The sequence below is a fragment of the Amycolatopsis sp. NPDC000009 genome (assembly GCF_055563465.1).
The window spans coordinates 229,030-241,512 of the sequence record NZ_JBVHDI010000003.1 but is presented as its reverse complement, the minus strand read 5'-3'; the positions used below and the strand labels follow the sequence as shown (position 1 = coordinate 241,512).

The 12,483-nt window shown below is 69.9% G+C and carries 12 protein-coding genes; 10 read left to right on the top strand and 2 right to left on the bottom strand.

What is annotated here, in order from left to right:
- Positions 1-2 precede the first annotated feature (2 nt).
- Complete coding sequence (locus ACZ3HL_RS11000) at positions 3-1,022, bottom strand: aldo/keto reductase (protein WP_465414137.1); 1,020 nt, start codon at positions 1,020-1,022, stop codon at positions 3-5.
- A 101-nt stretch (positions 1,023-1,123) separates the two neighbouring features.
- Here ACZ3HL_RS11000 and ACZ3HL_RS10995 point away from each other — a divergent pair, with 101 nt between their 5' ends.
- Genes ACZ3HL_RS10995 through ACZ3HL_RS10980 form a run of 4 tightly spaced genes read left to right on the top strand, consistent with a single transcriptional unit; the run spans position 1,124 to position 5,178 of the window.
- Positions 1,124-1,690: a TetR/AcrR family transcriptional regulator gene (locus ACZ3HL_RS10995; protein WP_465413585.1), complete on the top strand. Its 567-nt coding sequence runs from the start codon at positions 1,124-1,126 to the stop codon at positions 1,688-1,690.
- A gap of 21 nt (positions 1,691-1,711) precedes the next feature.
- Complete coding sequence (locus ACZ3HL_RS10990) at positions 1,712-2,965, top strand: FAD-dependent oxidoreductase (RefSeq protein WP_465530326.1); 1,254 nt, start codon at positions 1,712-1,714, stop codon at positions 2,963-2,965.
- A gap of 7 nt (positions 2,966-2,972) precedes the next feature.
- The gene (locus ACZ3HL_RS10985; protein ID WP_465530324.1) at positions 2,973-4,073 is read left to right on the top strand and encodes a vWA domain-containing protein; all 1,101 of its coding nucleotides are present in this window, start codon (positions 2,973-2,975) and stop codon (positions 4,071-4,073) included.
- Positions 4,066-5,178, top strand: a complete 1,113-nt coding sequence (locus ACZ3HL_RS10980; protein WP_126733484.1) for an XdhC family protein — start codon at positions 4,066-4,068, stop codon at positions 5,176-5,178. The genes ACZ3HL_RS10985 and ACZ3HL_RS10980 overlap by 8 nt, the downstream gene beginning before the upstream one ends.
- On the opposite strand, the gene ACZ3HL_RS10975 is transcribed toward ACZ3HL_RS10980, so the two are convergent.
- Positions 5,156-5,635 carry an Lrp/AsnC family transcriptional regulator gene (locus ACZ3HL_RS10975; protein WP_465413578.1) on the bottom strand — a complete coding sequence of 160 codons (480 nt, stop codon included), beginning with the start codon at positions 5,633-5,635 and terminating at the stop codon, positions 5,156-5,158. The two genes, ACZ3HL_RS10980 and ACZ3HL_RS10975, sit on opposite strands and share 23 nt — an antisense overlap.
- Positions 5,636-5,705: 70 nt before the next feature.
- On the opposite strand from ACZ3HL_RS10975, the gene ACZ3HL_RS10970 reads away from it, so the two are divergent.
- From ACZ3HL_RS10970 to ACZ3HL_RS10945, 6 genes are all read left to right on the top strand, one after another.
- Positions 5,706-6,632, top strand: coding sequence for a threonine ammonia-lyase (locus ACZ3HL_RS10970; RefSeq protein ID WP_465530322.1), 927 nt, complete (start codon positions 5,706-5,708; stop codon positions 6,630-6,632).
- A 276-nt stretch (positions 6,633-6,908) separates the two neighbouring features.
- A complete protein-coding gene (locus ACZ3HL_RS10965; protein ID WP_465530320.1) occupies positions 6,909-7,439 on the top strand; it encodes a (2Fe-2S)-binding protein in 531 nt (176 codons plus the stop codon).
- Entirely contained in the window at positions 7,439-9,877 is a 2,439-nt protein-coding gene (locus ACZ3HL_RS10960) for a xanthine dehydrogenase family protein molybdopterin-binding subunit (RefSeq protein ID WP_465530318.1), read from the top strand. Before ACZ3HL_RS10965 ends, ACZ3HL_RS10960 begins: the two co-directional genes overlap by 1 nt.
- Positions 9,874-10,728 (top strand): FAD binding domain-containing protein, encoded by an 855-nt coding sequence (locus tag ACZ3HL_RS10955; protein ID WP_465530316.1) that lies wholly within the window; start codon positions 9,874-9,876, stop codon positions 10,726-10,728. The genes ACZ3HL_RS10960 and ACZ3HL_RS10955 overlap by 4 nt, the downstream gene beginning before the upstream one ends.
- A gap of 19 nt (positions 10,729-10,747) precedes the next feature.
- Positions 10,748-11,383: an SRPBCC family protein gene (locus ACZ3HL_RS10950; protein ID WP_465530314.1), complete on the top strand. Its 636-nt coding sequence runs from the start codon at positions 10,748-10,750 to the stop codon at positions 11,381-11,383.
- A 27-nt stretch (positions 11,384-11,410) separates the two neighbouring features.
- The gene (locus tag ACZ3HL_RS10945; protein ID WP_465530312.1) at positions 11,411-12,469 is read left to right on the top strand and encodes an NAD(P)-binding domain-containing protein; all 1,059 of its coding nucleotides are present in this window, start codon (positions 11,411-11,413) and stop codon (positions 12,467-12,469) included.
- Positions 12,470-12,483 lie beyond the last annotated feature (14 nt).

The following is a 12,483-nucleotide window of genomic DNA, read 5'->3' as shown; positions in this document are numbered from 1 at the left end:
CGTCAGCGGCGCCGCAGTGCCGCGTCGAGCAGGGCGGGCGGGGTGTCGTGCTTCTCCTCCGGGGCGAGGTCGGTGCCCGGGGCGACGATCTCGTCGATCGCGTCGAGGACGTCGGACGACAGCACGGTGTCCGCGGCGGCGAGTTGCGACTCGAGGTGCCCGAGGGTGCGGGGGCCGATGAGCGCGCTCGTCACCCCCGGATGCGCGACGACGAAGCCGAGCGCGAGCTGGATCAGGCTCAGTCCGGCCTGGTCGGCGACCTTGACCAGCCGTTCGACGGCCTCCAGCCGGGTCCGGTTGGCAGGCCGGGTCAGGTCGAAACGCTGGGGCATGACCGCCGAACGGTTCGTGCTGATCTCCCGGCCTTCCCGGACCGCGCCGGACAGCCAGCCGGACGCCAGCGGGCTCCATGCGAGCACGCCCATCCCGTATTCCTCGGTCACCGGCAGGACCTGCGCTTCGATCCCGCGCTGGAGGATCGAGTAGCTGGGCTGCTCGGTGACGTAGCGGCCGAGACGGAGTTCGCGGGCGGCCCATTGGGCCTGCACGATGCGATAGGCGGGGAATGTCGACGAACCGAAGTAGCGGATCTTCCCCGCCTGCCGCAGATCCGTCAGCGCGGAAAGGGTTTCTTCGTCGCTGGTCTTCGGGTCCCAGCGGTGGACCTGGTAGAGATCGACGTGGTCGACCCCGAGGCGGCGCAGGCTGTTGTCCAGTTCGGTGACCAGCCAGCGGCGGGAAGTGCCCTGGTGATTGCGCTCGTCGCCCATCGGCATGCTCGCCTTCGTGGCCAGCACGATGTCGTCACGGCGGCCCGCGATGGCCTTCCCGACCATGACCTCGGACTCGCCTGCGCTGTACATGTCGGCGGTGTCGACGAGGTTGATCCCGCCCGCCAGCGCGGCGTCGACGATGGCGGTGGCCTCGTCCTGGGTGGTGCGCCCGATCGCGCCGAAGTTCATCGCGCCGAGCGCGAGGGTGCTGACCTGCACGCCGGTCCTGCCCAAGGTGCGGTACTGCATGAGGATGTCCTCCATGGCAAAATATACAAGCGGAACGTTGCTCCGCTAACGATACGGAGCAGTGTTCCGTTTGGCAACCCCGGTGGCAGAGGAGTGGCTCGATGAGTGAAGAGGGCACCAAGTCCAAACGCGCGGACGCCCGCCGTAACGAGAAGACCTTGCTCGACGCCGCGGCCGCCGTCTTCGTCACTTCGGGCGTCGAGGCGCCGGTCCGCGACATCGCGGCCAAGGCCGGTGTCGGGATGGGCACGATCTACCGGCATTTCCCCACCAGGGCCGACCTCATCATCGCCGTGTACCGGCATCAGGTCGACGCGTGCGCCGAAGCCGGGCCGGAACTGCTGGCGTCGAGCGATTCCCCCTACGAGGCGTTGCGGCGCTGGATCGACCTCTTCGTCGATTTCCTGGTCACCAAACACGGTCTGGCGGCGGTGCTGCAGTCCGACAACGCCGGGTTCGAGACGCTCCACACCTACTTCCTCGACACCCTCCTGCCGGTGTGCGCCCGGTTGCTCGGCGCGGCGGCGGAAGCCGGCGAGATCCGCTCCGACCTGGAGGCGCTCGAAGTCATGCGCGGCGTCGGAAACCTTTGCATCGGCGCAGAAAACGATCCGCGCTACAACGCGCGCAAGATGGTCGAGGTCCTGATCGCGGGCCTCAGGACCTAGGTCCCCTTCTCACTCGAAGCCATGGCGACGGCCCAATCCACGCGCTACAACTCGGATATGGAACGTACACAGTGTTGTGTGGTGGGGGGTGGTCCGGCGGGGATGGTGCTCGGACTCCTGTTGGCGCGCGCCGGGGTCGAGGTCACCGTTCTCGAAAAGCACAAGGACTTCTTCCGCGACTTCCGTGGTGACACGGTGCATCCGCCGACGTTGATGTTGCTCGACGAACTCGGGCTCGGCGAACGTTTCGCGGAGCTGCCTTCGCGACGGCTGGAGAAGATGCGGATGCTGATCGGCGACGCGACGATCGTCGCCGCCGATTTCAGCCGTATCCCCGGGCCGCGCAAGTACATCGCGATGGTCCCGCAATGGGATTTCCTGAACCTGCTCGCCGAAGCCGCGGCCGAGGAGCCCACGTTCAGCCTGGAGATGGGGGCCGAGGTGCTCGGTCTGCGCGAGGGTGGCGGCGTGCGCTACCGCGACGCCGACGGCGCGGAGCGGGAGCTGGCGGCACCGCTCGTGGTCGGCTGCGACGGCCGGGATTCGCTGATCCGCGCGGAAGCCGGGCTCGTGCCGACGGAGTACGACGTGCCGATGGACGTCTGGTGGGTCCGGGTGCCGAAACTCCAGGACACCGGAAAGGAGGCGCAGGTGTTCGGCCGGTTCGAGGGCGGCCTCGCCGGCGTGACCATGGACCGCGGCGGCTACTTCCAGACCTCGTACCTGATCCGGAAGGGGCAGGACGCCGCGCGGCGCGCCGAAGGGATCGAGAAGTTCCGGGAGCGGATCGGCGGCCTGTTCGGCTGGAGCGACGAGCAGCTGAACGAGATCCGCGGCTGGGACGACGTCAAACTGCTGAACGTGCGGATGTCCAAGCTCCCGCATTGGTACTCCGGCCGGGTGCTCTGCATCGGCGACGCCGCGCACGCGATGTCGCCGGTCGGCGGGATGGGCGTCAACATCGCGGTGCAGGACGCCGTGGCGGCCGCGCGGATCCTCGCCGCCCCGCTGCTGCGCGGGACGCTGACCGCGCGGGACCTCGCCCGCGTGCAGCGACGGCGGGCCCTGGCCGTCACGCTCGCCCAGAAGCAGCAGCTGGAGGAGCACAAGATGCTCATCGAACCCGCTCTCGACGGGACCTTGAACGAGCGGACGATCCCGCTGCCGCTCCGCATTTCGGACCGGTTCCCGCAGCTCACCGCCCTCGCGGCGGTCATGGGCGGCATCGGCCCCCTGCGCGAGAAGACCCCGATCTTCGCTCGCCGAGGCTCATAATGGAGGAGTGAGCGATCCACTGGCGGGCTTCGTCGGCTTCGCGGAGGCATTGCGCGAAGCCGGTTTGCCGTGCGACGCGCACCGAGTGCAGGCGTACCTCGGAGCCGTCGGCGAGATCGATCTGGCCGACCCGGACCAGCTGTACTGGGCCGGACGGTTGACGCTGTGCGCGGATCCCGACGACCTGCCGCGGTACGACGCCGCGTTCGACGGCTGGTTCACCGAAAAGGAAGCCGGACCACGGCGGCGCGGCCGGCAAGCGGCCCCGAAGCGCGCCAGGATCGCCACGCTCGCGCAAGCCGGCCAGGGCGAGTCCGGCGCGGATCCCGACGAGCTCCGCGTGGCGGCGAGCGAGGAAGAGATCCTGCGGCACCGCGATCTCGCCGAGCTGAGTGTCGCCGAACGCGCTCACCTGCGGGAATTGCTCGCGAAACTGCGCCCGGCGCTCCCGTCCCGGCCGTCCCCGCGCCGTCGCGCGGCTCGGCGGGGCGCGCTCGATCCGTCGCGCACGCTCCGCGCGATGCTGGCCGGGGGCGGCGAGCCCGTGCGCCTGGCGTACCGGCGGAAGGGCGTCAAAGCCCGCCGCGTCGTCTTCCTGATCGACGTCTCCGGCTCGATGGGGCCGTACGCCGACTCCCTGCTGCGGTTCGCGCATGTCGTGGCGCGACGCGCTCCCGGCCGGGTCGAGGTGTTCACCCTGGGCACCCGGCTCACCAGGGTCTCCCGCCAGCTGCGGCTGCGCGATCCCGAGCACGCCATGCTCGCCGCGGCCGCCGCGGTCCCCGATTTCGCGGGCGGGACCAGGCTCGGCGAGACCCTGCGGGCGTTCCTGGACCGATGGGGACAACGCGGCGTGGCCAGGCGATCCGTGGTCACCGTGTTCTCCGACGGCTGGGAACGGGGCGACCCCGGCCTGCTCGGCGAGCAGCTCGCCAGGCTGCGACGGCTCGCGCACGTCGTATTCTGGGTGAATCCGCACGCGGGGCGGGCGGGTTACGCTCCCGTGCAGTCCGGCATCGTGGCCGCGCTCCCGCACCTCGATCGGCTGCTCGCCGGGCACAGCTTGGCCACATTGGAACGACTGCTGGTGGAGATCGCCGATGCGTGACGTACTGGACGAACTGCACCGCCGCTGGGCGGCAGGCGAGACCGTGGGGGTCGGCACGGTGGTGGCGACGTTCTCGTCGGCGCCGCGGAGCCCGGGCGCGGCGATGCTCGTCGCCCCGGACGGCACGGTCACCGGCAGCGTCTCCGGTGGCTGCGTCGAGGGCGCCGTCTACGAGCTCGCCCAGCAGGTGGTCGCCGAACGCGCGCCCGTGCTGCAGCGCTACGGCGTCAGTGACGACGACGCCTTCGCCGTCGGGCTGACCTGCGGCGGGATCATCGACATCTACGTCCAGCACATCGACCGCGACTCGATGCCGGAGCTCGGCGACGTCGTCGAGTCGGTCCACAGTGGACAGCCGGTCGCCGTGGTCACGGTGATCGAGCACGAACGGGAGGGCATGGTCGGCGAGCATCTGATCGTCTGGCCGGATCGCGTCGCGGGTTCGCTCGGTTCGTCGCGGATGGACGACGCCGTCGTCGACGACGCGCGCGGCATGCTCGCCGGCGGCCGCACGGGCACCCTGCACTACGGGCCGGACGGGCAGCGCCGCGGCGAGGGGATGACGGTCTTCGTCAACTCCTTCGAACCGCCCGCGCGCCTGCTGGTCTTCGGCGCGATCGACTTCGCCGCGGCGATGGCGAAGATGGGCGCGTACCTCGGCTACCAGGTCACCGTCTGCGACGCGCGGCCCGTGTTCGCGACGAAGAGCCGGTTCCCCGACGCGGACGAGGTCGTCGTCGACTGGCCGCATCGTTACCTCAAGGCCGAAGCCGACGCGGGCCGGGTCGACGGCCGGACCGCGATCGCCGTGCTCACCCACGACCCGAAGTTCGACGTGCCGTTGCTGGAGGTCGCGTTGCGCCTCGACGTCGGCTACGTCGGTGCGATGGGTTCGCGCAAGACCCACGACGACCGGTTCGCGCGGCTGCGTGAAGCGGGAGTCACCGAGGCGGAACTGGAACGGCTTTCGTCGCCGATCGGCCTCGACCTCGGCGCGCGGACCCCGGAGGAGACCGCGGTGTCGATCGCGGCGGAGATCATCGCGCTGCGGTGGAGCGGTTCGGGCTCACGGCTCGCCGAACTCAGCGGCCGGATCCACGGCTGACGCCGGGTACCGGGACCGCCTGGCTCGACTTGATCACTTCGAAGGTGGGCAGGGTTTCGAATCGTTTGACGTGCTTGTCGAACAGTTTCCTGGACAGGTGCCGGTTCGCCTTGAGATCCGGGGTGAGCAGGACGACGACGTAATCCCAGTGCCCGACGATGCTGTAGCAGTGCTGGACGCGGGGCTCGGCCAGCATGCGCTCGCGGAAGCCCGTGTGGTGCTTTTCGTCGTCGTCGATCAGCGCGACCAGGACGACCGACGTCATCCCCGCGCCGAGCGTCTCCGGATCGAGTACGGCGACCTCGGCGCGGATCACGCCCGCCGCGCGCAGCCGGGTCAGCCGTCGCTGGACCGCGCTGGGGGAGAGTCCGACGGCGTCGCCCAGGTCGTGCAGCGGGCGGGTGGCGTCGCCCTGGACGAGGTCGAGCAACAGATGGTCGATCTCGTCGAGAGGCACGCAAGATTTTTGCACGCGGGCGGGAGAATTTACAATCGGCATGATCGGCTCCCGGCCTAGCTTGGGCTTCATGACCGACATCGACCTGAAGCTGGACAACGTCGCCGAGGCGGCGAAGGTGATCGATCCCGTTTTCCTGAACTCCCCGCAGTACAGCGACGAACAGCTGAACGAACGGCTCGGCCGTTCCGTGCTGGTGAAGATCGAGACGCTGAATCCGTTGCGCAGCTTCAAAGGCCGGGGCGCGGACTACTTCGCGGCCGGGCTGGAGCCGGGCACCACGATGGTGTGCGGGACCAGCGGCAACTTCGGGCAGGCCGTCGCGTTCGCCGCCCGGAAACGCGGGTTGCGGGCCGAAGTGTTCGTCCCGGCCGACGTCTCCCCGGTCAAACTGAGGCGGATGAAGACATTGGGGGCGCGGGTGCGGAGGGTCGAGGGCGAGGTGAAGGACGCCGCGGCCGCCTTCGCCGCCGAAGCGCCGGACCGGGTCTTCGTGGTCGACGGCCGCGATCCCGCGATCTCCGAAGGGGCGGGCACGATCGGGCTGGAACTGGCGGGGGCGGGCGGGATCGACACGGTCGTGCTCCCGGTCGGCGACGGCGCGCTGATCGCCGGCGTCGCGCTGTGGCTCAAGGCGCATTCGCCGGACGTCCGGGTCGTCGGCGTCGGGACCACGTCGGCGCCCGCCATGGCGAAGAGCTGGCTGGCCGGCGAGCCGGTCACCGTCGATCGGGCCAACTGGTTCGCCGGCGGGATCTCGATCCGCACCCCGGAGCCCGAGTCGGTCCGGCGGATGCGGACCCTCGTGGACGACTTCGTGCTGGTCGAGGACGACGATCTGCGCGCGGCCATGCGGCTGGGCGCGGAAACCCTCGGTGTCCTGCCGGAACCCGCCGGGGCCGCCGGCCTGGCCGCGCTGACCGTCCACGACATCCCCGGCGACCGGGTCGCCACCGTGATCACCGGGGCGAACGCCGCAGTGCCTCGTGAGTGGTAAGGACGGTTAGAACCGTCCTTGCCACTCACGAGGCTGTACCGAAAGGACACTCGCGCTTCCCCCGCATCTGCACGGCTTTTCCATCTATGCAACCGCATCCGCGGAACCGTTCGCGAGTCACCCCCTGGTGGGGGTTGCTCTGGCAGGACCTAAGTAGCACGCTCGACTGTGAGTCCGATCACGGTCGCTCCGGGGTCGGTCCGTGACAACCGAATGACCGGCCGCTCCCGAACGACCCCGGACCAGCGCGGGGTTTCTCTTGCTTTTGGAGGCCTGATGCGCATCACCGTCACCGTCGACGGCACCAGCTACACCGACGAAGTCGAGCCCCGCACCCTCCTCGTGCACCATCTGCGCGAACGGCTCGGGAAGGTGGGCACCGTCGTCGGCTGCGACACCAGCAACTGCGGCGCCTGCACCGTCCACCTCGACGGGCACAGCGTGAAATCCTGTTCGGTACTCGCGGTCCAGGCCGACGGCTGCGAGGTCACCACGATCGAGGGACTCGCCCGCGACGGCGAACTGCATCCGGTGCAGAAGGCCTTCCACGAGAATCACGCGCTCCAGTGCGGTTTCTGCACTCCCGGCATGATCATGCAGTCGATCGACCTGCTCGCCGACAATCCCGATCCGGACGAGAAGGCGGTCCGCGAAGGACTCGAAGGCAACCTGTGCCGCTGCACGGGTTACCAGAACATCGTCCGGGCGGTGCGCGACGCCGCCCACGAGATGCGGCCCGGCGCCGGCCCCGAAGCCGAGCGGCTCGCTTCGGACACCGCTTCCCGTGTCGGCGCGGGTGGTGAGTGATGACCTCCACGATCGAACCGGAGGTGGGCAAGTCCCGTCGCCGCAAGGAGGACGAGCGCCTGATCACCGGCAGGACCCGGTGGACCGACAACCTGACCCTGCCCGGCATGCTGCACCTCGCGGTGCTCCGCAGCCCCTTCGCGCACGCCAAGATCGTCTCGATCGACGTGGCCGAGGCGAAATCCGCACCCGGTGTGGTCGCGGTCTTCACCGGGAAGGACCTCGACCCCGAGAGCGCCATCGGCATGCCGTGCGCGTGGCCGATCACGCCGGACATGAAGTCGCCGAGGCGGCCCATCCTCGCCTCGGACACGGTGAACTTCGCCGGTGAGGGGGTCGCGGTGGTCGTCGCCCGCACCTCGGCCGAAGCGCACGACGCCCTCGAAAAGATCGACGTCGACTACGACGAACTGCCGGTCGTCCTCGGCCTGGAGAACGCGCTCGCCGAGGGCGCGCCGCTGGTGCACGAGGATCTCGGCACCAACCAGAACGCGGTCTGGGTCTTCGATTCCGCCGACGCGGGAACGGGTTCCAGCGTCGAAGACGCGATCTCGAACTCCGAGGTCGTGCTCAAACGGCGGTTCCGTCAGCAGCGGCTGGTGCCGGCGTTCATGGAACCGCGGGCGTGCGTCGTCGACCCGACGGGCAACCAGCTGGTCATGTGGTCGGCCACCCAGGTCCCGCACATCCTCAAGACGATGACCGCGGCCACGCTCGGGCTTCCCGAGCACAAGGTGCGGGTGATCGCGCCCGACGTCGGCGGCGGGTTCGGCGGCAAGATCGCCGTGCTGCCCGAAGAGATGATGTCGACGCTCATCGCCCAGCGGCTCGGCAAACCGGTGAAGTGGACCGAGTCCCGTTCGGAGACGATGGTCGCCGCGCACCACGGCCGCGACCAGATCCAGGACCTCACCATCACCGCGAACCGCGACGGCACGGTGACCGGCCTCAAGGTCGAACTGCTCGCCGACATGGGCGCGTATCTCGGCCTCGTCGGCCCCGGCGTGCCGATCCTCGGCGCGTTCATGTTCAACGCGATCTACAAGTTCCCGGCGTACCACTTCGCCTGCACCAACGTCTTCACCAACACCACGCTCACCGACGCCTATCGCGGCGCAGGGCGGCCGGAGGCCACGTTCGGGATCGAGCGGATGATGGACGAGCTCGCCGTCGAACTGGGCATGGACCCGATGGAGATCCGGGAGAAGAACTGGATCAAGCACGAGGAGTTCCCGTTCACCACGATCGCCGGGCTGACCTACGACTCGGGTAATTACGAGGCCGCGACCGCCAAGGCCAAGGAACTCTTCGACTACGACGGCCTCCGCCGCGAGCAGAAGGAACGGCGGGAATCGGGCGACCCGGTCCAGCTCGGCATCGGCATCTCGACGTTCACCGAGATGTGCGGTCTCGCGCCGTCGCGGGTGCTCGGCTCGCTGGACTACGCCGCGGGCGGCTGGGAACACGCCGAGATCCGGGTGCTGCCGACCGGCAAGATCGAGGTCATCACCGGCGCCTCCGCGCACGGCCAGGGGCACGAGACGGCGTGGAGCCAGATCGTCGCCGACAAACTCGGAGTCCCGTTCGAGGACATCGAGGTCATCCACGGTGACACCCAGTCCTCGCACAAGGGCATGGACACCTACGGCTCCCGGTCGCTGGTGGTCGGCGGGATCGCGGTGGTCAAGGCGGCGGACAAGGTCCTCGCCAAGGCCAAGCCGATCGCGGCGCATCTGATGGAGTGTTCCGAGGACGACCTCGAGTTCTCGGCGGGCAAGTTCTCGGTCAAGGGCACGGATTCCTCCACGTCCATCCAGGACATCGCGTGGGCCGTGTTCTCGGCGCACAACCTGCCGGACGGGGTCGAACCGTCGCTGGATTCGGCGGACACGTTCGATCCGGAGAACTTCTCGTTCCCGCACGGCACGCATCTGTGCGCGGCCGAGGTCGACACCGAGACCGGACGAGTGCGGTTGCGCTCCTACGTCTGCGTCGACGACGTCGGTGTCGCGGTCAATCCGCTGATCGTCGAAGGCCAGGTGCACGGCGGGCTCGCGCAGGGCATCGCGCAGGCGTTGTTCGAGGAGGCCGTCCACGACGAGGGCGGAACGCTGACCACGGGGACCTTCGCCGACTACCTGCTGCCGTCGGCGGCGGATCTGCCCAGCTTCACCACCGACCGCACCGAGACCCCGTCGACGACGAACCCGTTGGGCGCCAAGGGAGTCGGGGAGGCGGGCACGATCGCCTCGACCCCGGCGGTGGTCAACGCCGTGGTCGACGCCGTCCGGCACTTCGGGGTGAACGACATCGAAATGCCGTTGACCCCGATGCGGGTCTGGCACGCCATCCAGCACGGGTCGGCCGCCGCGGGCGGGCTGGGCTCCGAAGCCGGTGGCGGTCTCGGTTCGATCGACGCCACCGGAGGTGCCCAGTGATCCCGGCCCCGTTCGACTACGTCGCCCCGTCCACAGTGGACGAAGCGATCAGCGCGCTCGCCGAAGCCGGTGAGGACGCCAAGGTGCTGGCGGGCGGGCAGAGCCTGCTGCCGGTGTTGCGGATGCGGCTCGCCACGCCGACCACGCTGGTCGACCTCGGGAAGGTCGCCGAGCTGCGCGGTGTCCGCGAGGACGGCGACGCGCTGGTGATCGGCTCGATGACCACGCATTACGACGTCCAGCGGGACGCGCTGGTCGCCGAGCACGCCGCGTTGCTCAAGGCCGCCACCGACACGGTGGCCGATCCGCAGATCCGCCACCGGGGAACGTTCGGCGGCGCCATCGCGCACGCCGATCCCGCCGGTGACCTGCTCGCCCCCGTGCTCGCGCTCGGCTGCGAACTCGTCGTCGCCGGGCCGGGCGGGCGGCGGACGGTCGCCGCGGCGGACTTCTTCCAGGACATGTTCACCACCGCGCTCGCCGCGGACGAACTCCTGGTCGAGGTCCGGGTGCCGAAGCACACCGGCTGGCACGCCCACTACGAGAAGTTCAACCGGGTCGCGCAGGCGTGGTCGATGGTCGCGGTCGCGGCCTGCGTCCGCACCGAGGCGGGCACCATCGAGGAGGCGCGGGTCGCGCTCACCAACATGGGCTCGACCCCGGTACGGGCGGCCGGGGTCGAGGAGGCGCTGATCGGCTGCGCGGCCACCGCCGAGGCGATCCGCGGCGCCGCCGAACGCGCGGCCGAGGGCACGAACCCCACGGCCGACGGCAACTCCGACGTCGAATACCGGCAGCACCTCGCGCGGGTGCTGACCGGCCGGGCGGTCCTCGCCGCCGCGGGCTCCTAGACAGAAGGGAGGTCGGCCCGTGCGGCTCGACCACGAATTCACCGTTCCCGCCCCGGTCGGCGAGGTCTGGAAGGCCGTCGTCGATCCGGAACGGGTGGCGCCGTGCATGCCGGGCGCCACCGTCACCGAAGTCGACGGGGACGCCTTCAAAGGCACGGTGAAGGTCAAGCTCGGGCCGATCTCCCTGCTCTACAAGGGAACCGGCCAGTTCATCGAAAAGGACGCAGAAGCCAAGAAAGTGGTCATCAAGGCCGCCGGGAAGGACGCCCGCGGGGCGGGCACGGCGTCGGCGACGGTGACCCTCACCCTGACCGAGAAGGACGGCGTGACCCATGGCGCCGTCGCCACGGAGCTGGCGGTCACCGGCAAACCGGCCCAGTTCGGGCGCGGGATGATCTCCGAGGTCGGCGGCAAGATCCTCGACTCGTTCGCGGAGTGCCTGTCCGGCAAGCTCGCCGCCACGCCCGAGCCTGAGAAACCCCAGGAACGCCCGCCGTTGCAGGCGGTCAAGCCGGTGACGGAGGGCGAAGCCATCGACCTGATGGAGTACGCGGGCGAATCCGTGGTCAAACGGGTGGCGCCGGTGCTGGTGGTGCTCACCGGGGTGCTCCTGGTCGTCGCGATCGTGCGGGCTGTGACGCACCGGACGAAATAGTGGCTTCCGCCAACCGTTGAACCCGGTATGAAGGCGGATCACGAAGTCGACGTGGCGGTGATCGGGGCGGGGCAGGCCGGTCTGTCGGCGGCGTATCACCTGCGCCGCGCGGGCTTCGCCAACGAGGCGGGCTTCGTCGTGCTCGACCACGGCAAACGGCCCGGCGGCGCGTGGCAGTACCGCTGGCCCTCGCTGGTGATGGAGAAGGTCCACGGCGTCTACGACCTTCCTGGCATGTCCTTCGGCACCCCGGATCCGAAACAGCCCGCGGCGGAGGCCGTCGCCGAGTACTTCGGCCGGTTCGAGCGCACCTACGACCTTCCGGTCCATCGGCCCGTCGACGTCCTGTCGGTGAGCGCCGAGGACGATCGGCTGGTGGTGGCGAGCGCGGCCGAAAGCTGGGCCGCGCGTGCGGTGATCAGCGCGACCGGAACCTGGGACCGCCCGTTCTGGCCGTACTACCCGGGGCAGGAAACCTTCCGCGGCCGCCAGTTGCACACCGCCGACTACACCGGTGCCGGTGACTTTCGCGGCAAACGCGTCGTCGTGGTCGGCGGTGGCGCGTCGGCCGTCCAGCTGTTGCTGGAGATCGCGCCGTTCGCGCGCTCGACGCGCTGGGTGACCCGGCGCCCGCCGGTGTGGCGCGACGAGCCGTTCAACGAGAACTGGGGCAGGGAAGCCGTCGCGAAAGTCGATCGGCGCGTCCGCGAGGGCCTGCCGCCGAAGAGTGTCGTCAGCGTGACCGACCTGGCGGTGACGCCGGAGGTGCGCGCCGGCCTCGACGCGGGGATCCTCGACTGGCAGCCGATGTTCCAGCGGATCACGCCGGACGGCGTGGAGTGGGCGGACGGCACCTTCGAGCCCGCCGACGTCATCCTGTGGGCCACCGGGTTCCGTGCCGCGATCGACCATCTCGCGCCGCTGCGCCTGCGCGCGGCCGGCGGAGGCATCCGGATGGACGGCACCCGCGTCGTCGCCGAACCGAGGCTGCACCTCGTCGGCTACGGCCCCTCCGCCAGCACCGTCGGCGCGAACCGGGCGGGCCGCGCGGCCGTCACCGAGATCCGGCGCCTGCTCGGGCGGTGAGGTCGCCGAGGGCG

What these genes read in the sequence shown, in the direction of transcription:
- ACZ3HL_RS11000 (WP_465414137.1), bottom strand. Translation starts at nt 1,022, where the DNA reads ATGCAGTACCGCACCTTGGGCAGGACCGGCGTGCAGGTCAGCACCCTC.
- ACZ3HL_RS10995 (WP_465413585.1), top strand. Translation starts at nt 1,124, where the DNA reads ATGAGTGAAGAGGGCACCAAGTCCAAACGCGCGGACGCCCGCCGTAAC.
- ACZ3HL_RS10990 (WP_465530326.1), top strand. Translation starts at nt 1,712, where the DNA reads ATGGCGACGGCCCAATCCACGCGCTACAACTCGGATATGGAACGTACA.
- ACZ3HL_RS10980 (WP_126733484.1), top strand. Translation starts at nt 4,066, where the DNA reads ATGCGTGACGTACTGGACGAACTGCACCGCCGCTGGGCGGCAGGCGAG.
- ACZ3HL_RS10970 (WP_465530322.1), top strand. Translation starts at nt 5,706, where the DNA reads ATGACCGACATCGACCTGAAGCTGGACAACGTCGCCGAGGCGGCGAAG.
- ACZ3HL_RS10965 (WP_465530320.1), top strand. Translation starts at nt 6,909, where the DNA reads ATGCGCATCACCGTCACCGTCGACGGCACCAGCTACACCGACGAAGTC.
- ACZ3HL_RS10960 (WP_465530318.1), top strand. Translation starts at nt 7,439, where the DNA reads ATGACCTCCACGATCGAACCGGAGGTGGGCAAGTCCCGTCGCCGCAAG.
- ACZ3HL_RS10945 (WP_465530312.1), top strand. Translation starts at nt 11,411, where the DNA reads ATGAAGGCGGATCACGAAGTCGACGTGGCGGTGATCGGGGCGGGGCAG.